This window comes from Micromonospora sp. URMC 105 (assembly GCF_051386295.1).
In the GTDB taxonomy this organism is placed as follows: Bacteria; Actinomycetota; Actinomycetes; order Mycobacteriales; family Micromonosporaceae; genus Micromonospora.
In genome coordinates this window covers 15,246-33,415 of record NZ_JBPQTL010000008.1, presented here as the reverse complement: position 1 = coordinate 33,415, position 18,170 = coordinate 15,246, and the positions used below count along the sequence as shown (strand labels likewise).

16 protein-coding genes are annotated in these 18,170 nt (G+C 74.8%); 9 read left to right on the top strand and 7 right to left on the bottom strand.

Annotation, left to right across the window (positions count from 1 at the left end):
- Window positions 1–12: 12 nt before the first annotated feature.
- Window positions 13–1,248: a glycosyltransferase gene (locus ACSNN7_RS04840; protein WP_436679427.1), complete on the bottom strand. Its 1,236-nt coding sequence runs from the start codon at window positions 1,246–1,248 to the stop codon at window positions 13–15.
- A 366-nt stretch (window positions 1,249–1,614) separates the two neighbouring features.
- Here ACSNN7_RS04840 and ACSNN7_RS04835 point away from each other — a divergent pair, with 366 nt between their 5' ends.
- Both ACSNN7_RS04835 and ACSNN7_RS04830 read left to right on the top strand, forming a co-directional pair.
- Window positions 1,615–2,577, top strand: a complete 963-nt coding sequence (locus tag ACSNN7_RS04835) for an L-threonylcarbamoyladenylate synthase (RefSeq protein ID WP_436679479.1) — start codon at window positions 1,615–1,617, stop codon at window positions 2,575–2,577.
- 72 nt (window positions 2,578–2,649) lie between these two features.
- Entirely contained in the window at window positions 2,650–3,069 is a 420-nt protein-coding gene (locus ACSNN7_RS04830; protein WP_436679426.1) for a CBS domain-containing protein, read from the top strand.
- Window positions 3,070–3,142: 73 nt separating this feature from the next.
- Here ACSNN7_RS04830 and ACSNN7_RS04825 read toward each other — a convergent pair whose 3' ends face one another.
- A complete protein-coding gene (locus ACSNN7_RS04825) occupies window positions 3,143–3,940 on the bottom strand; it encodes an MBL fold metallo-hydrolase (protein WP_436679425.1) in 798 nt (265 codons plus the stop codon).
- Between the two features lie 58 nt (window positions 3,941–3,998).
- Window positions 3,999–8,486, bottom strand: coding sequence for an HAD-IC family P-type ATPase (locus ACSNN7_RS04820; RefSeq protein WP_436679424.1), 4,488 nt, complete (start codon window positions 8,484–8,486; stop codon window positions 3,999–4,001).
- Between the two features lie 267 nt (window positions 8,487–8,753).
- On the opposite strand from ACSNN7_RS04820, the gene ACSNN7_RS04815 reads away from it, so the two are divergent.
- From ACSNN7_RS04815 to ACSNN7_RS04795, 5 genes are all read left to right on the top strand, one after another.
- Window positions 8,754–10,133 (top strand): MFS transporter, encoded by a 1,380-nt coding sequence (locus ACSNN7_RS04815; protein WP_436679423.1) that lies wholly within the window; start codon window positions 8,754–8,756, stop codon window positions 10,131–10,133.
- A 138-nt stretch (window positions 10,134–10,271) separates the two neighbouring features.
- The gene (locus ACSNN7_RS04810; RefSeq protein ID WP_436679422.1) at window positions 10,272–10,913 is read left to right on the top strand and encodes a GAP family protein; all 642 of its coding nucleotides are present in this window, start codon (window positions 10,272–10,274) and stop codon (window positions 10,911–10,913) included.
- A gap of 52 nt (window positions 10,914–10,965) precedes the next feature.
- Window positions 10,966–11,748, top strand: a complete 783-nt coding sequence (locus tag ACSNN7_RS04805) for an SDR family oxidoreductase (RefSeq protein ID WP_436679421.1) — start codon at window positions 10,966–10,968, stop codon at window positions 11,746–11,748.
- A 37-nt stretch (window positions 11,749–11,785) separates the two neighbouring features.
- Window positions 11,786–11,980, top strand: a complete 195-nt coding sequence (locus ACSNN7_RS04800; protein ID WP_436679419.1) for a hypothetical protein — start codon at window positions 11,786–11,788, stop codon at window positions 11,978–11,980.
- A gap of 169 nt (window positions 11,981–12,149) precedes the next feature.
- The gene (locus tag ACSNN7_RS04795; RefSeq protein WP_436679478.1) at window positions 12,150–12,698 is read left to right on the top strand and encodes a YbaK/EbsC family protein; all 549 of its coding nucleotides are present in this window, start codon (window positions 12,150–12,152) and stop codon (window positions 12,696–12,698) included.
- Window positions 12,699–12,754: 56 nt separating this feature from the next.
- On the opposite strand, the gene ACSNN7_RS04790 is transcribed toward ACSNN7_RS04795, so the two are convergent.
- The 4 genes from ACSNN7_RS04790 to ACSNN7_RS04775 all read right to left on the bottom strand — a co-directional run bounded on the left by ACSNN7_RS04790 (window position 12,755) and on the right by ACSNN7_RS04775 (window position 16,191).
- Window positions 12,755–13,387 (bottom strand): DsbA family oxidoreductase, encoded by a 633-nt coding sequence (locus tag ACSNN7_RS04790; protein ID WP_436679477.1) that lies wholly within the window; start codon window positions 13,385–13,387, stop codon window positions 12,755–12,757.
- 20 nt (window positions 13,388–13,407) lie between these two features.
- Complete coding sequence (locus ACSNN7_RS04785; RefSeq protein ID WP_436679418.1) at window positions 13,408–13,833, bottom strand: SufE family protein; 426 nt, start codon at window positions 13,831–13,833, stop codon at window positions 13,408–13,410.
- Between the two features lie 111 nt (window positions 13,834–13,944).
- Window positions 13,945–14,364 carry a CBS domain-containing protein gene (locus tag ACSNN7_RS04780; RefSeq protein ID WP_436679417.1) on the bottom strand — a complete coding sequence of 140 codons (420 nt, stop codon included), beginning with the start codon at window positions 14,362–14,364 and terminating at the stop codon, window positions 13,945–13,947.
- A gap of 57 nt (window positions 14,365–14,421) precedes the next feature.
- Complete coding sequence (locus tag ACSNN7_RS04775; RefSeq protein WP_436679416.1) at window positions 14,422–16,191, bottom strand: proline--tRNA ligase; 1,770 nt, start codon at window positions 16,189–16,191, stop codon at window positions 14,422–14,424.
- A 153-nt stretch (window positions 16,192–16,344) separates the two neighbouring features.
- On the opposite strand from ACSNN7_RS04775, the gene ACSNN7_RS04770 reads away from it, so the two are divergent.
- The gene (locus ACSNN7_RS04770) at window positions 16,345–16,875 is read left to right on the top strand and encodes a SigE family RNA polymerase sigma factor (protein WP_436679414.1); all 531 of its coding nucleotides are present in this window, start codon (window positions 16,345–16,347) and stop codon (window positions 16,873–16,875) included.
- On the top strand, window positions 16,872–18,041 hold the full coding sequence (locus ACSNN7_RS04765) for a hypothetical protein (protein WP_436679412.1): 1,170 nt from the start codon (window positions 16,872–16,874) through the stop codon (window positions 18,039–18,041). Before ACSNN7_RS04770 ends, ACSNN7_RS04765 begins: the two co-directional genes overlap by 4 nt.
- Window positions 18,042–18,170: the final 129 nt, after the last annotated feature.

Genomic DNA, 18,170 nt, shown 5'->3' with positions numbered 1-18,170 from the left:
AATCCCGCGTGTTCACGCGGACACCGGCGGCTTCTCCCGGCTGACCGCTTCGAGCAGCAGTTCCGCGGCCACCGTCGCCCCGTCGGTGCGGATCGTGCCGGCGACGGCCTTCGCTCGTGCTCGCGTCTCGGGGGTCAGGGCCGTCCCGAGCGCGGCCGACAGCGAGTCGAGGGTCGGAGTCGGACCGTCGTGTGCCGCGCCGATGCCCAGCTCGGCCACCCGGCCGGCCCAGTACGGCTGGTCCACGATCTGGGGTACCACCACCTGGGGCGCGCCGGCCCGGGCGGCCGCCGTCGTGGTGCCCGCGCCGCCGTGGTGCACGACGGCGGCCACCCGGCCGAACAGCGCCTGCTGGTTGATCTCGCCGACCGCGAGGCAGTCGTCCCGGTCGTCGATCCGGGCCAGGTCCGCCCAGCCGCGCCCGACGAGTACGCGGCGGCCCTGTGCGCGGATCGCCTCGATGGCCACCTGGGCGACGTCCGTCGAGGCGCGCATGGGCATGCTGCCGAAGCCCACGTACACCGGGGGTGCGCCGGCGTCCAGGAACGCCTCCACCTCGGCCGGGAGCGGGCGTTCGTCGGGCAGGATCCACGCCCCGGTCTGTACGACGTCGAGGCTTGTCCGGCCCTGCCACGGGCACAGGGCCGGGTCTGCCGCCAGCCACGGCTGGTCGGTGAAGACGTGGTCACGGACGTTGTCCACCGGTGGCAGGCCGATCGACGCCCGGTGGCCGTCGTGTGCCGCGCGGTACAGCGCGTTCACGCGCTCGGCGTCCAGGTTCCACAGCACCCGGTTGTCGGTCACGTCGGCCGGGAACGGCCGGCCCGGCCGCGGCGGCGGCGGGTAGTGCGGCGACGGCAGTTCGAACGGTTGGAAGCACGCGTATACGTAGCGGATGCCGAGTTTCTCGGCCACCGACCGTGCCCCGGCCGGCATCAGTCCGGTCGCGACCAGCGCGTCACATCCCTCGGCCGCCGCGGCGAGCGTGTCGAAGCGCGCGGCGACCAACTCGGCCGCGAGCCGGAACGGGTCCGGCGCGGACCGCGCCGCCATGCCGGTCACCAGCGCGCGCACCGACGGGCCGAACGGCACCAGCGGCACGCCGACACCGGCCAGCAGCACCGCGAACTCCTCGTCCGGCGGCGCGCACACCCGCACCTCCGCGCCGAGTTCCCGCAATCGCACCGCGAGTCCCGCCAGCGGTTCGACATCGCCGCGCGAACCATACGTCGACAACAACACTCGCATTTAGTGACTTCCGTTTCCGCAGGTCGTGGCCTCGGCCGACGATTCTGCGGCACCACCCCGGTCTTGCCGCAAGACCCCCACTGCGCTATATTCTGAAAGTGGAAAGGAGCGGGGCATTCCCCTTTCCATTCGAACAAGCGAGCTTCCAAAGTCCCCTTGGGCCTATGAGCAATCCGTGGTCAGTGGGGATTGCGATGATGCGTCGGCGTAGCTGACCGGCCGCGTCTCCCGATCCGGGCCCGATGAGCCAACAGACCCTGCGGGACCGCCACCGGCAAGACAAGGCCCACCGGTGCGACATCCGTGCGGCCGGCCGGGAGACCGGCAGGCTAGCGTCGAGGCGTGAGCACCGGATCCCCACGCGTCCTGCCCGCCGACAGCGGCATCGCCGAGGCCGCCGCCGTCCTGCGCGACGGTGGGCTGGTGGCCTTCCCCACCGAGACCGTCTACGGCCTCGGCGCGAACGCGCTGGACGCCCGCCCCGCCGCCCGGATCTTCGAGGCCAAGGCCCGGCCCAGCTTCGACCCGCTGATCACCCACCTGGCCGACGCCGCCGACCTGGAGAAGCTGGTCGGGCCGGTGCCCCCGGCGGTGGCCGCGCTGGCCGAGCGGTTCTGGCCGGGGCCGCTCACCCTGATCGTGGACCGGCCCGCCGAGATTCCGCCGATCGTCACCTCGGGGCTGGACACCATGGCCGTCCGGGTGCCGGACGAGCCGTCCGCCCGCGCCCTGATCCGGGCCGCCGGGGTGCCGGTGGCGGCCCCCAGCGCCAACCGGTTCGGGCAGCTTAGCCCGACCCGCGCCGAACACGTGGTCAAGGGACTGGGCGCGGCGGTGGACGTGGTGCTCGACGGCGGGCCGACGCGCTGCGGAATCGAGTCGACCATCGTGGACGCGCGGGGCGCCCAGCCGGTGGTGCTGCGGCTCGGTGCGCTCGCCCTGGAGGAACTGATCGAGGCGGTCGGGCCGGTGAGCGTACGGCCGGGCAGTTCGGGCCAGCCGGTGGCGCCCGGGACGCTGGCGGCGCACTACGCGCCGCGTACCCCGTTGCGGGTGGTGGCCGGGGCGCAGCCGGCGCCCGCCGACGGCGGCCGGCGCGGCTTCCTGGCCTTCCGGGAGCGGCCGGCCGACGGGTACGCGGCGGTCGAGGTGCTCTCGCCCGCCGGGGACGTGACGGAGGCCGCCGCCCGGCTCTTCGACGCGCTGCACCGGCTCGACGCGGCCGGGGTGACCGAGATCCTGGCGGAGGCGGCCCCCGACGCCGGGGTGGGCCGCGCGATCAACGACCGGCTGCGCCGCGCCGCCGCCACCTGGGACGCGGCCGGCTGAGGGTCGGATGCATGGCCGGGCGGACCGAGGGTACCGATTCAGCTACCAACCCCCGGAAAGCGAGGTGTCACCATGCCGACCGCACGCGACATCATGACCCACGACGTGACCTGCGTCCGCGAGCAGGACGACCTGCGGGCCGCCGCCAAGCGGATGGCCGACCTGGGCGTCGGCGCGCTGCCGATCTGCGGCGACGACAACAAGCTGAAGGGCATGCTCACCGACCGCGACATCGTGGTCAAGGTCCTCGCGCAGGGCAAGGACCCGGCCAACGTGACCGCCGGTGAACTCGCCCAGGGCGAGGCGGTGACCATCGGCGCCGACGACGACGCCGCGGAGATCCTGCGCACGATGGGTCAGCACAAGGTCCGCCGGCTGCCGGTGATCGACGGGCACGAGCTCGTCGGCATCGTGGCCGTGGCCGACGTGGCCCGGTCGCTGCCGGAGCGCCCGGTGGGCGACCTGATCGAGGCCATCTCCGAGCGCTCCTGACCGGTCCCGCACCGTCGATCGCCGCCGTCCCGGCTCCGCGCCGGGCGGCGGCGATCGGCGTACGAGGGGCGGCTCAGACGGTCAGCGGCACGGTCTCGCCCCGCAGGATCGTCCGTACGCCGGAGATCAGGCCCCGCCGCTTCGCCTCCTCGACGAAGTGCCGCAGCGGCGACCGGAACACCGGGTAGTCGTCGTAGTGGATCGGCACGGTCAGCTTCGGCCGGACCAGCTCGACCAGGTCCGCGCCCTGTTTCGCGTCCATGGTGAGCAGGATGCCGGCGATCCGGGTGCCGCCGAGGTGGATCAGCATCGCGTCGATGTCCGGGAACCGCTGCGGGATCTCGGCCAGTTGCGGGCGGCGCAGGGTGTCCCCGGTGACGTAGAGGCGGAACCGGCGCGTCCCGTCGCGTTCCAGGTCGATCATCGTGCCCATCACGTCGGGCAGCAGCCGGTCCATGACCCCGGGGCCGTGCTGGCCGGGCAAGGAGGTCAGCCGCAGCGTGGCGGGGCCCCGGTGCAGCTCCCGGGAGCGCCACGTGGGCAGTCCCTCGGCGGCCCGGAATCCCCAGCGGCGCAGCTTCCGTTCGGCCTGCCGGGTGGTGATGATCGGCAGTTCCCGGTCGAGTCCCCGGCGGGCCACCCGGTCGAAGTGGTCACCGTGCAGGTGGGACAGGACCACCGCGTCCAGGGCGGGCAGTTCGGGGATGGTCAGCGCCGGCTCGGTGCTGCGCCGGGACCACATCCCCTTGCCCAGGTACGCCCGCTGGCCCCGGTGCAGGAAGTTCGGATCGGTCAGCAGGGTGAATCCCCCGATCCGCAGCACCGTCGTCGCGGTGCCGATGAACGTCACGTTCGGCTGATCCGTCTCCACGTGTCCACCTCCACCCGGCCCGTACCCGCCGACGGGCGCGGCCATGCGGCCCGCCGCCCTAGCGACCGGACGTCTCCTCCGGCGCGGCCCCGTCGTCACCGGCCGTCTCGTCCCCGGTCGACCCGTCCCCGGACGTTCCGTCGCCGCTCGGCGGGAAGCGCTCGACCAGCCGGGTCAGCGCACCGTTGGCGAAGGTGGCGCCGAGCGCGGAACCGGCCGCGATCCCCCACCCGACCGGCCCGAGCGGGGTGCAACCGAAGAACTGGCTCAACCCCGGCGTCTGCACCACCGTGCCCAGCACGCCGAGCGACACGGCGGTGGAGGCGAGCACCGCCGGGCTGGTGCCGCCGGCCAGCACCGTCTGCCCGAGCTGGGTGCCGACCAGCGACACCAGCGCCACCGTGCCGGCCCGCTTCCGCCGCCCGGTGTACCGGGCCAGCGTCCAGCCGGCGGTCGCGCCGAGGGTGGTGGCCCCCGCGCGCAGGCTGATCTCCCGGGTCATCGTCTCGCCGAGCGAGGTGTCCGGGCCTTCGCGCAGCAGCCCGTCGGCGTGGTCGGCGCCGGGTGGCCGGACCGCGATGGCCAGCGCCGGCGCCAGGTCGGTGAGCAGGTTGACCAGGAGCAGCTGCCGACCGGTGAGCGCGGACCGGCCGGTCGCCGCGGCGGTCAGCACGCTGAACGCGATCTCGCCGAGGTTGCCGCCGACCAGGATGCTCAGCGCGTGGCGTACCGAGGACCACATCGCCCGCCCCTCGACCAGGGTGGCGATGATGGTCTCCAGCCGGTCGTCGGTGACCACCAGGTCGGCGGCGGCCCGCGCGGCCGGGGTGCCCCGCTGACCGAGGGCGATACCCACGTCGGCCAGCCGGATCGCCGGGGCGTCGTTGGCGCCGTCGCCGGTCATCGCGACGGTACGGCCGCACTTCTGCAACGCCTGGATGATCCGCACCTTGTGCGTCGGGGTGCAGCGGGCGACCACGTCGGTGCGGGCCAGCCGCTCGCCGAGCGCGTCGTCGTCGAGCCGGTCCAGTTCGGTGGCGGTCACCACCCGCTGCGCCTCGTGGTCGGGGCTGATGATCGAGGCGATCGCCTCGGCGGTGGCCGGATGGTCCCCGGTGATCATGATGGTGTGCACGCCGGCCTGCCGGATCCGGCGTACGGCGGGGGCGGCGCTCTCGCGTACCCCGTCGGCGAGGGCGAGGAAGCCGACGAAGACCAGGTCGCGTACCTCGTCGTCGCTGACCGTCTCGGCGCCGACCCGGCACTCGGCCACGGCGAGGATCCGGTGACCGGCCCTGGCCCGATCGGCGAGCAGACCGTGCAGCCCGGCCCGCCCCTTGTCGTCCAGGCGCACCTCCCGGCCGTCCGCCATCCGCCGGGTGCTGCACCGGGGCAGCACCGTCTCCGGTGCCCCCTTCACGCTGAGCAGCAGCCGGTCACCGGTCCGCCCGACGGTGGCGTGGTAGCCGCGGGACGGCTCGAAGGGCAGCCCGCCGACCGCCGCCCAGTCGTCCGCGCCGACCTGCTCCACCACCCCGGCCTCCCGGGCGCCGTGGCGTACCGCCCGGTCGGTGTGCTGGGGCAGCTCGTCCGGGTCGTCCGCGGCCGGGGTGGCCCGCAGCGCGGCGGCGAGGATCGGGCGCAGCGCGTCGTCGAGCCGGTCCACCGGGGTGTACCGGCCGTCGTCGCCGACGCCCGTCAGCCGCAGGCTGCCCTCGGTGAGGGTGCCGGTCTTGTCGAAGCAGAGCACGTCGACCCGGCCCAGCGCCTCGATGGTGCGCGGGTTGCGGACCAGCGCGCCGTGCTCGGCCAGCCGCCGGGCCGCGGCCAGCTGCGCGGCGCTGACCAGGAACGGCAGCCCCTCCGGCACCGACGCCACCGCCAGGTTCGCGGCGGTCGCCGCCGTCTCCGCCAGCGGTACGCCCCGCAGCAGTCCCGCCCCGGCCACCGCGATCGCCGACCCGGCCGCCAGCGGCAGTGCCGCACTGGTCAGCTTGCCGAGCCGGGCTTCCACCCCGCTGACCGGCGGAGCCTGCCGGGCCAGCGCGAGGCTCCGGCCGGACTCGGTGGCGGCACCGGTCGCCACCACCACGGCCGTGCCGTGACCGGCGGCGACGGTGGTGCCCTCGTAGAGCATCGAGCGGCGGTCCGCCACGGCGGCGGCGACCACCGGCTCGACGGACTTGCCCACCGGCAGCGACTCCCCGGTCAGCGAGGACTCGTCCGCCTCCATGCCGTCGGCGGTGAGCACCCGGCAGTCGGCCGGCACCGCGTCACCCGTGGCCAGCGTGACCACGTCACCGGGGACCAGTTCGTCGGCGGCGAGCACCCGCTCGGTGCCGTCCCGCAGGACCCGCGCGGTCACCGCCGAGCGGGACAGCAACTCGGCGAGTGAGCGTTCGGTGTGGTGCTGGTGGATCGCGCCGATCAGCGCGGAGCCGCCCACCACCGTACCGACCAGGGCGGCGTCGACCGGCGAACCGAACGCGGTGGAGAGCACCGCCCCGCCGGCCAGGACCGGGGTGAGCGGGTTGGACAGCTCGTCGACGAAGGCGCGGAGCAGGCCGCCGCCCGCTCCCGGTCCCCCGCCCGTGCCGTCCGTCCGCCGGCGGCGCGCCTCGGTCTCACCGAGCCCGCGGGGAGTGGTGCCGAGCTGCCGCAGTACGGTCTCCGCCGGCATCAGGTGCCAGGCGGTGGTGGGCGGAGCGGGCGTACCGTCCGGGTGGGGCAGCCGGTGGGCCCGCCACACCCCGTGGGCGAAGGCCAGCGCCGCCGCGCCGTTCACCGACGACAGGGCCCGGCCGGGGAGCTGTTCGCGCTCGGCGGTGAGCGCGCCCAACGCGCCGAAGCCGGCGCCGGCCACGGCGAGCCGGATGTTCTGCCGGGTCATCCGGCGGGCCACCCCGGCCGCCTCGATCACCAGTGCCGGAATTCGCAGGTCGGTGCCGACCAGCAGGTGGGCGCCCCAGGGCGGCAACGCCTCCGGGTCGGCCACGCCGAGACCGCAGTCGGACGCGGCGAGCGCCGCCCGGTCCCCGGACACCACCAGCACCACCCCGCCGTCGCGCTGCAGGGTGCGCACCGACTCGGCGAGGCGGTCACCGCCGGGCAGCACGGCATCGGCGAAGGCGTACCGCTGCGGGTCGTCGCCGCCCACGACGAGCCGTAGCCCGGCGTGCCGGGCGGCGGTGGGCAGCGCCTCGACGCCCGGCGCCGGCTCGGGCTCGACCCGGAGGACCGCGGCGAGGGTGTCCTGGTGGGCGAGGCCGAGGAGCCGGCCGCCGCCGTCGCGCAGCCGGCGGCTGTCCGGCGTGTCCCCGGGATCGGCGACGTCGAGCCCGTCGAGCGGGCCGAGCCGCCAGCCGTCCGCCTCCCGCGAGGCGTCCGGATCGGCCGGGTCGAAGAGCGCGAACGCGCGGGCGGCCACCTCGCCGGTCGCCGCGTCGCCGAGCGGAGCCAGGTCGGCGAGCACGCCCCGCGCCGAGGCGAGCACGGCCGCGTCGAGCACCACGGTGTCGATCCGGTCGAGTTCGCGCAGCACCATCCGGTCCATGGCGATCACGCCGCGCCGGGCGAGCATCCGGCCGAGTTGGGCGGCGAACCCCTCACGGCCGATGCCCGGGGCCCTCGGCAGCGAGGAGAGCGCGAGCGCGGCGGCCCGCTTACGGCCGACGACCGGCAGTGCGGCGGCCCCGGCCGCCGCCCCGGCGGCCAGCGCCCAGCTGCTGTACCGCTCGACGGGGCCGTCGGGTTTCGGCTGGCCCCGTTCGCTGTCCGGCGAGCGGGCGACGGCCCGCTCTGGATCGCCGGTCAGCCGTGGTTCCGCCTTGTTCCAGGCGGAGAGCTGCGCCCGCGCCTCACCCCACTGCACGATCCGCTGCACGCTGTCCAGGACGATGCCCGTCCAGCCGCCGGTCATGCCCTGGACCACCGCCTCGACCAGCGGGAAGAGCACCTCGGCGCGGGGGTCGGCGGGCATTCCCCGGTCGGCCAGCCGGTGCAGCTTGGGGTGCAGGTCGATCGCACCCAGCAGGCCGGCCACCTCGCCGGGCACCGGCGTGAGGGGCAGGATCCGGGTGGCCGCCGAGATGGTCAGGCCGAACGCGTCGGAGGCGAGCGCGCCGAGCGTCCGGGGTGTCCGCGGTCCGTCCTCCGGCGGGTGCGGAGGTGGGATGTCCGGGTCCGGTTCGTGCGGGCAGACCCGCTCGGTGCGAGCCACCGTGGCGATCAGGTCACCCAGCCGGGGCTTCGGCTCCTCGACGGCCACCACCACCCGGCCGGAGGGCGCGTTGACCCGGGCCCAGCTCACCCCGGGCATCCGTTCCAGCGCCGTCTCGACCTGCCGGGCCAGCAAGTCCCCGCCGTCCTGGCAGACCCCGTGCACCTCGATGTGGTGCCGTCCGTCGCGGGACCAGACCCGGCGCCCGGTCAGGCCGGCCACGCGGGCCAGCCGCGACGCGGCCGAACCGACGCTGCGGGACGCGTCGGCGACCAGCGGTGGCACCGGCGGGAGCACGCGACCGGCGACCCGGCCCAGCGCCGTCATCTAGCGGTACGGCCGTGCCGCCGGCCCCGCTCCCCGCCGTGCCCGCCGCTGCTGCCGTACGCCATCTCGCCTCCCGCGCTCGTCAGGCGGCCTGGCTTCCCGACGAGCCTCCCGTTATGCCCCCGGTACAGCGGAAGTTTCCGCCAAGAGGTTCGGCGAGGCGCTGGACCGGGCCTGACGAGACCGGGCTCACGGTTGACCTCAACCCGGGTTGAGGTCGCAGGCTGAGGCCATGTCGAGCACATCTCCCGTGGGCCGGTCGGGCCGGTGACGGCCACCGCCACCACACCGGTCACCCCGGCTCCCCGCCTGTACGACCCGCGCCTGCGGGCGATGACGGTGGGCAGCGTCGCCCTGGTCTCCCTGCTGGCGTTCGAGGCGCTGGCGGTGGGCACCGCGATGCCGACGGTCGCCCGCGCCCTGGACGGTCTCGCCCTGTACGCGCTCGCCTTCGGCGGCACGTTCGCCGCCGGGGTGCTCGCGATGGTGCTCTCCGGGATCTGGTGCGACGCCCGGGGTCCCCGGGTGCCGATGTGGAGCGGGGTCGGGCTCTTCGTGGCCGGGCTGCTGCTGGCCGGCACCGCCACCGCGATGGGGCAGCTCGTCGTCGGCCGGGCGGTGCAGGGTTTCGGCTCCGGGCTGCTCTCCGTCGCGCTGTACGTGGTGGTCGGGCAGGCGTACCCGGAGGAGCTGCGGCGGCGGGTGTTCGCGGCGTTCGCCGCCGCCTGGGTCGTACCGTCGCTGGTCGGGCCGGCGGTGGCCGGGCTGATCGTGGAACACCTGGGGTGGCGCTGGGTCTTCCTCCTCGTGCCGGCGGTGGCGGTGCCGGCGGCGCTGCTGGTCCACTCCGGCCTGCGCACCCTGCCCGCGCCGGCCGCCGGTCGGCCGCCCGCCGGGGCGCTGGCCCGGATCGGCTGGGCGGCCGGGGCGGGGGTGAGCGCCGCACTGCTGCACCACGGGGGGCAGCAGCGCGGCGCACTCGCCGTACCGCTGGTGGTGCTGGCGCTGGTCGGCCTGGCGTGCTGCGCGCCCCGGCTGCTGCCGACGGGTTTCCTGCGCGCGGCGCGCGGGCTGCCGACGGTGATCGGGCTGCGCGGCCTGGCCTCGGCGGCGTTCACCGGCGCCGAGGTGGTGATCCCGCTGATGCTCTCCCGGGAGCGCGGCTTCACGCCGACGGCCGCGGGCCTGGTGCTCACCGTCGGTGCGGTGTCCTGGTCGGCCGGCTCCTGGTTGCAGGGCCGGCTGCCGGCGCCCCGTTCGTCGGCGGCGTTCCCCCGGGCCGGGCTGGCCTGCATCACGCTGGGGACGGCGACCGTCGCGCTGGCGGTCGCGCCGGCCGTGCCGGTGGCGGTCGCGGTGGCGGGCTGGGCGGTGGCCGGCACCGGGATGGGTCTGCTCTTCCCGTCCCTGTCGGTGCTCACCCTGGAGCTGTCCGCCCCCGCCGAGCAGGGACGCAACAGCTCGTCGCTGCAACTGGGCGACTCGCTCTTCGCCGCCACGGTGCTGGCGCTCACCGGCACCGTCCTGGCCGCCGGCTCGGCGCCGGGTCCGGCCGGCTACGCCGGGATGCTGGCGGTCGCGGCGGCCTGCGGCCTGCTCGGGCTGCTCCTCGCCGGGCGGGTGGTGCCCGCCGCCGCGCTCCGCTGACCGACCCCCGCCGGGTCTGATGATCCGCCGGGCCTTCTCGTCCGGCGGCAGCCGGGGCACCCGCCATCAGGCGGCGGCTCAGGGTGATGCGGCGAAACGGCCCTGGTCGGCGGGGTCGGCCGGGAGGATGGGAAGGCGATGAGCATCCTGACCGTGCTGCCGCTGGCCGTGGTCATGGTGGCCGGCACGCAGCTGGTTGCGGCGGTCTTCCTCGCCTCCGGGGACCGGCCCCGGCAGGCCTCGCTGGGCTTCCTGGCCGGCGCGGCGATCGTGGTGGTCACCGGTACGACGATCGCCTGGCTGATCGCCCGGACCGTCGGCGCGGGCGGCGGCGGTGGCGGTGGCCGCCGCGAAACGATCCGGACGACGATCGACTGGGTGGTGCTGGCGCTGCTCGTCGCGCTGGCCGTCGTGGTGTTCCTGCGCCGGCACTCGACCGGCCCACCGGCCTGGATGAGCCGGCTCCGGCACGCCGGCCCCGGGTACGGCCTCCGGCTCGGCCTGGTGCTCTTCGTCGTGATGCCCGCCGACGACATCACCATGGCGACCGTGGGGGCGACCGCCGCCCGGCAGGAGCTGCCCTGGTGGCACCTGCTGCCGTTCGTCCTGCTCACCCTGCTGCTGCTCGCCCTGCCCCTGCTGGCGCTGCTGGTGATGGGGCGGCGTGCCGAGCGGGTGCTGCCGAGGATGCGGGACTGGGCCGCCCGGAACTCCTGGATCGTCAGCGAGGTCGTGATCGCCTTCTTCATCCTGATGATCGGGGTCGACCTGCTCACCTGACGTCACGATCGGCCCGGCCGCCCCGTCGAGTCGTCGACCGGAAGGAGTCAAGATGAAGGTGCTGGTCACCGGTGCCGGTGGCACCCTCGGGCGGGCGGTGCTGCCCCGGCTGCGGGCGGACGGGTTCGCCGTACGGGCGATGAGCCGGCGACCCCGGCACGACCCGGCGGCGGAATGGGTGGTCGCCGACGTGGAGACCGGGGCCGGGCTGGCCGAGGCGGTGGACGGCGTGGACGCGGTGCTGCACCTGGCGACGCTGCCGAACAGCCGGCGTACCCACCGGGTCGACGTGCTGGGCAGCCGGGAACTGGCCGTCGCGGCCGGTGCGGCCGGCGTCGCCCATCTGCTGTACGTCTCGATCGTCGGCGTCGACCGGGTGCCCTTGGGCTACTACCGGCACAAGCTGGCGGCCGAGCGGGTGGTGGCCGCCGGTCCGGTGCCCTGGACGGTGCTGCGGGCCACCCAGTTCCCGCCGTTCCTCGACGCGATGCTGCGGACGGCGAGCCGGCTCGGCCCGGTGATCGGTGACCCGGCGGTGCTCGCCCAGCCGGTCGACCAGCACGAGGTCGCCGGCCGGCTCAGCGAACGGCTCACCGCCGGCCCGCTAAACGACATCGAGGAGTACGGCGGCCCGCAGGTGCTCCGCTTCGACGAGGCGGTACGCGCCTGGCGGGCGGCCCGGGGCTCGCGCCGTCCGTTGCTGCCGGTGCGGATTCCCGGCCGGCTGGGCAGCGCGCTGCGCGCGGGCGGGCTGACCACCACCGCCACCCCGACGGGCCGGCGGACCTGGGCGGACCACCTGGCGGACACGTACGGGGGAACCGACCGGAAATGAAAGCTCTCCCCGTTCACGTTCGCCTTACCGTGGCGCCATGTTCACCGTCATCGCCACCGTCATCCTCTACGTCTTCGGGTTCGTCTTCCTCTACGGCGTGATCCGGCTGGCCGTCCGGCACGGCATGGAGGACCTGGAGAGCCACCGGCCGCAGGTGCAGCGGGTGGCTCGCTCGGCCTCCGCCGACGACCGGGCCTTCATGCGCGAGAACGCCTTCCTCAGCGGCAACTGACCGCGTCGGCGGCCCCCATCTGCGGCGTGTCGGGGCTTCGGCAGCGGGGGACACCCCGACACGCCGCAAACGGGGGCGCTCAGCCCGGGCCGGCAGGGCGGGGCAGGGCGGGGCGGGGCAGGGCGCCGACGGGCGGATCGGGGCCGCGGGTGCGAGGATCGCAACCGTGATGGGGACGCTGAAGACCGAACCGGCCCGTGCCCGACTCGACCTGCTGGCACCGCCGGTCGCCGCCGCGCTGGAGCAGTGGCCGCTCGAGGCCCCGGTGGACGCCGACGACGTGCTGGTCGCCCCGATCGACGCGACGCTCGCCGACACCGCCGCCTTCTGCGCGGCGTACGAGGTGAGGCTGGACGTGTCGGCGAACTGCGTGGTGGTCGCCGGCAAGCGCGAGGGGGAGATCCGCTACGCCGCCTGCATCGTGCTCGCCACCACCCGGGCGGACGTCAACGGCGTGGTCCGGCGGGCGCTCGACGTCCGCAAGGCGAGCTTCGCCCCGATGGCCGACGCGGTCGAGCTGACCGGCATGGAGTACGGCGGGATCACCCCGATCGGCCTGCCGGAGAACTGGCCGATCCTGGTCGACGCCCGGGTGATCGCCACCCCGCACGTGATCATCGGGTCCGGGGTGCGGCACAGCAAGATCGCGCTCCCCGGCCCGGCGCTCGGCGCGCTGCCCGGCGCCCGGGTGGTCGACGGGCTGGCCCGGCCGGCCTGAACGGTCACGCCCGTCGATGTGGTTGCACGTGAAACATCACGGCCGTCGATGGCCGGTCAGGCGCCCGACTCGCGGCGCTCCACCTCGGAGAGTGCGGCCAGCAGCGTCTCCGGCTCCTGCGCGCCGGTGACCGCGTACTTGCCGGCCAGCACGAAGGTGGGCACGCTGCTCACCCCGAGCTGCTGGGCGGCAGCCAGGTCGGCGGCGACCTCTCGGCGACCGGCCGGGGAGTCGAGGTGGTCGCGGACCCCGCCCTCGTCGAGGCCGACCTTGGCGGCCAGTTCGACCAGCGCGTCCCGCGAGCCGAGGTCCACCCCGTCGGTGAAGTGCGCCGCGTAGAGCGCCTCGACCGTCTCCTCGGCCAGTCCCCGCTCGGTGGCGAACCGGATCAGCCGGTGCGCCTCGAAGGTGTTGGCCTGCACCGCGCGGTCGAAGCGCATGTCCAGCCCCACCCCGGCGGCGACCTGCGTGACCTGGGCGAACATCGACTCCGCCCGCTCGCGGCCACCGAACTTCGCGGCCATCGCCTCGACCAGCGGCCTCGGCTCGGTCACCGGCGTGGGGTCGAGCTGGAAGGGGCGGTAGCGGACGGTCACGTCACCGCCGTACGACGCCAACGCCTGCTCCAGTCGGCGCTTGCCGATCCAGCACCAGGGGCAGACCACGTCGGCGTAGATCTCGATCTCCATAACCGGGGGGAACACCCAGCTCAGCCGGCTTGTTCCCGGACCTGGCGCTTGAGCCGGGCCAGGATGGCCGTCCCGCCGCGCACCCGCAGCGGGCTGATCGCCTGGGCCAGCCCCATCCGCTGGTAGAGGTCGTCCGGCACGGCCAGCACCTGGTCGGCGCTCGCCCCGTCCAGCCCCTCGGCGAGGATGCCGGCGAAGGCCCGGGTGGTCGGCGCCTCCGGCGGGCAGTCGAAGATCGTGCTCACCGTCCGGTCCGGGTTGACCTCGGCCCGGAGGAAGAACGAGGTCTGGCACTCGGGCACCTGCTCCATGCCCTCGCGGTCCACCCCGGGCGGCAGCGGCGGGATGACGTCGGCGTATTCGAGCAGCATCTCCAGCACCACGTCGCGGGGCGCGGCGGCGAACTCCTCGACGATCTCGGCCAGCTTCGTCGGCATCTCGGGCATCCCGTCAGGCTACCGCCGCCCGCCCGGCACCCTCGGCGCTCGGCGGATCGGCCGTGACGACGCCCATCGACCCGGTGCCGCCGCTCGGGCGGGCGCACCGGGTCGACGGGGTCAGGCGTTCGGCGCCGCCTCGCTGATGTCGGCCAGCGCCGAGGTCGGGTCGAGCTGCATGGCCAGGTCGCCCAGGGAGACGATGCCCACCAGCTTGCGCTCGTTGTCGCAGACCAGCACCCGCCGGATGTTGCGCTCGCGCATCAGCGACGCCGCCTCCGAGGCGGTGGAGTGCTGCTCGATCATCACCACCTCGCGGGTGATGATCGAACCGATGGTGGTGGTCGACGGATCGCTGCGCTCGGCGACCGCCCGCACCACGATGTCGCGGTCGGTCAGCACGCCGGCGAGGGTGGCGCCGTCGGTGACCACCACGTCGCCGATGTCCGCCTCCTTCATCACCCTGGCCGCCTCGTCCAGGGTGGTCTCCGTCGACAGGTAGACCACCTGCTTCGTCATCACGTCACTGACCCGGTACATGAGAGCCTCCGAAAAACCCCGTAGTCGATCCCGCAGCGGTACCCCGTGGCGCGCCCGCTACACCCGGTTGCGCAGCGCTGCGCCCACCTCGTCGGCGAGCCGCTCGACCAGACCGTCCACCGGCAGTTCCACCCGCTCCCCGCCGGCTCGGTCGCGCAGCTCGACGTACCCGTCGGCGAGACGGCGGCCGACCACGACGGCGCGGGGGATGCCGATCAGCTCCGCGTCGGTGAACTTCACCCCGGCGGAGACGTTCACCCGGTCGTCGACCAGCACCCGCAGGCCGGCGGCGGAGAGCCGCCCGCCGAGGTCGAGCGCCGCGTCGAGCTGCGGCCCCTTGCCGGCGGCGATCAGGTGTACGTCGACCGGCGCGATCGCCGCCGGCCAGACCAGCCCCTTCTCGTCGTGGTGCTGTTCGGCGATCGCGGCCACCGCCCGGGACACACCGATGCCGTAGCAGCCCATGGTCGGCCGGACCGGCTTGCCCGCCGCGCCGAGCACGTCGAGCGCGAAGGCGTCGGTGTAACGGCGGCCGAGCTGGAAGATGTGCCCGATCTCGATGCCCCGGCGCATGGTCAGCTCACCGGTGTCGCAGGCCGGGCAGGGGTCGCCGGGGCGGACCTCGGCCGCCTCGATGGTGCCGTCCGGGGTGAAGTCCCGGCCGGCGACCACGTCGGTGGCGTGCCGGCCCGGCTCGTTCGCGCCGGTCAGCCAGGCGGTGCCGGTGACCACCCGCGGGTCGACCAGGTAGCGGACGCCGAGCTTGGCCATGATCTGCGGTCCGATGTAGCCGCGCACCAGTTCGGGGCGCTCCGCCCAGCCGTCGAAGACCGTCACGGTGGCCGGGGCCAGCGCCGCCTCGACCCGCTTCAGGTCCACCTCTCGGTCGCCGGGCAGCCCGATGACCAGCAGGTCCGGCGACTCGGCGCCCGGCCGGCGCACGTTCAGCACGACGTTCTTCAGGGTGTCGGCGGCGGTCCAGTCGTCCCGGCCGGCCAGCCGGCGGGCGTTCGCCAGCTCCACCAGCGAGGCGATGGTGGGCGTCTCCGGGGTGTCGTGCACCTCGCCGGCCGGGTGCGCGTCCGGGTCGCCGGCGGCCGGGGCGCGCGTGGTCACCGCCTCGGTGTTCGCCGCGTAGTCGCAGGCCGTGCAGCCGACGAAGGTGTCCTCGCCGACCGGCGTCGCGGCCAGGAACTCCTCCGACGCGGAACCGCCCATCGCCCCGGACATCGCCCGCACCACCGTGTAGTCCAGCCCCAGCCGGTCGAAGACCCGTCGGTACGCCGCCCGGTGCCGCTCGTACGACTCCGCCAGCCCGGCCTCGTCGAGGTCGAACGAGTAGGCGTCCTTCATCAGGAACTCGCGCCCGCGCAGCAGGCCGGCCCGGGGCCGGGCCTCGTCGCGGAACTTCGTCTGGATCTGGAACAGCGTCACCGGGAAGTCCCGGTACGAGGTGAAGAGGTCCTTCACCAGCAGGGCGGCCATCTCCTCGTGCGTCGGGGCGAGCAGGTGCTCCGCGCCCTTGCGGTCGGCCAGGGTGAAGATGTCGTCGCCGTACTCCGTCCACCGGCCGCTGGTCCGGTAGGGCTCCGCCGGCAGCAGCGCCGGAAAGTGCACCTCCTGGTCCCCGATGGCGGTCATCTCCGACCGGACGACCTCGGTGACCCGGTCCAGCACGAGCTTGCCCAGCGGCAGCCAGGTGTACCCGCCCGGCGCGGCGCGGCGAACGTAGCCGGCGCGCAGCAGGAGCCGGTGGCTCGGCACCTCCGCGTCCGCCGGGTCCTCGCGCAGGGTCCGCAGCAGCAGGGTCGACGTACGTAGCAGCATCCGGGCAGCGTACGACCGGCGCAGCGGGGTGGGCGACGTCATTACCCGGGTCGCTGCCGAAACGTGCCGGGCACATCGCCCGCTGGGCGGCAACCCGGCGATCCCGAGGTGGCGTCTGGAAAGACATCAACGACTACCGAAGGATGGGCTCGTGTGGACCCTCTGCTGAGTGAGTTCGACTCGTTCGTCCGTGCCCGGACGCCGGCGCTGCTGCGCTCGGCCTACCTACTGACCGGTGACCAGCACCTCGCCGAGGACCTGGTCCAGTCCGCGCTGGCCCGTACCCACCGGTCGTGGGGCCGGCTGCACGACAGCGGCAACGCCGAGGCGTACACCCGCAAGATCATGTATCACCTGCAGGTCTCCTGGTGGCGACGCCGGCGGGTGCCCGAGTCGATGACGGGCGAGCTGCCCGAACCACGCGGAGGCGACTCGGGCCCCGACCACGCCCAGCAGACCACCCTGCGGCTGACCCTGCGAGCGGCGCTGGCCAAGCTCTCCCCGAAGCAGCGGGCCGTGCTGGTGCTGCGCTTCTTCGAGGACCGCACCGAGGCCGAGGCCGCCGAACTGCTCGGCGTCACCGTCGGCACCGTCAAGAGCCAGACCTTCAAGGCCCTGGCCAAGTTGCGCACCGTCGCACCCGAGCTCGCCGAGCTGTACGTCCTGGAAGGAAGCGCCCGATGAACGACCAGCGTCTTCGGCTCGACCTGGCCGAGCTGGCCGAGGAGGTCACCCCGGTCGACCTGCGGGACCGCGCCCTGCGGACGTCCCGCCGGATCGGCATCCAGCGCGCGATCGCCACCTCGGCCGCGGCGGTGGTGCTCCTGGGCGCGGCCACCGGCACCGCCTTCGCGATCCTGCCGAACCGGGGTGCCGACCCGATCCCCGGCACCACGCCGTCGGTCACCGCCAGCCCGTCGCCCACCGCCCCCCCTACCCCGTCGCCCACCACCAGCCCGTCGGTCGCCCCGCCGGTCACCTCGACCAGCAGCGAGCCCACCACCAGCGCCGCCTTCGGCCGGCTCCACTACGGCCCGTTCGGCTCGGGCGAGGCCGACACCGCCCACCTCTACTCGTGGACGCCGGGTGACACTCCCGTCCGACGGCTCGCCCTGCCGACGAACGCGGCGCAGCTCAACGCCGCCGTCTCACCGGACGGCCGCCGGGTGGCCTGGGTCGACGACGAGGCCGCGCTCTGGACCGCCGCCCTCGACGGCTCCGGCAAGCGCAAGCTTCACGACCTGGTCGACGGGACGTGCTGGTCGCCGACCTGGTCCCCGAACTCGCGGCAGCTCACCGTGCGGGTGGGCGCGGCGGACGGCAGCCCCGGCAAGGCCGGTCTGCTGGACGTCTCATCCCGCGCCTTCACCGAGGTGGCCGGCTTCGAGGGCTGCCACCCGGTCTGGGCCGCCGACGGCACGGTGGCCTTCGCCGACGGCACCAACGGCACCGTCGTCGTCACCGACCGGACGGGCACCGGGCGGCGCACCATCCCCGGCCTCGGCAGCAAGGGCAGCCGCTACGTCTGCTTCGACGTCGCCGGCATCTCCCCGGACGGGCGGCGGATCGCGCTGTTCCGCATCGACCGCGACAAGGAAGCCGGCGACGCCGCCCGTGACCTGCTGGTCAACGCCGTGCTCGACACCCGGACCGGCAAGGAGATCACCCTGCCGCTGGGCGGCCGTGAGCTGCGGCAGGCGTACTTCCAGGCGGACGGCTCGCTGGTGGCCCGGGTGCGCAGCGGCGGCCGGTACACCCTGATCCTCGTCGACAAGGCCGGGAAGAAGGTCGCCGAGAAGGCCGAGCCGGGCAGCCTGGCGTCGATGCAGATCATCGCCGCCGCGGACTGACCCGTCGGGTACGACAGAGGCGGGCCGTCCTTCGGGGCGGCCCGCCTCCGTCGCAGCCGGGCGAGCTGGGTGCTTGATCCGCCTCCGACCCCAACCATCCACCTGAGCGGAGGCGTCTTACCTGGGGAG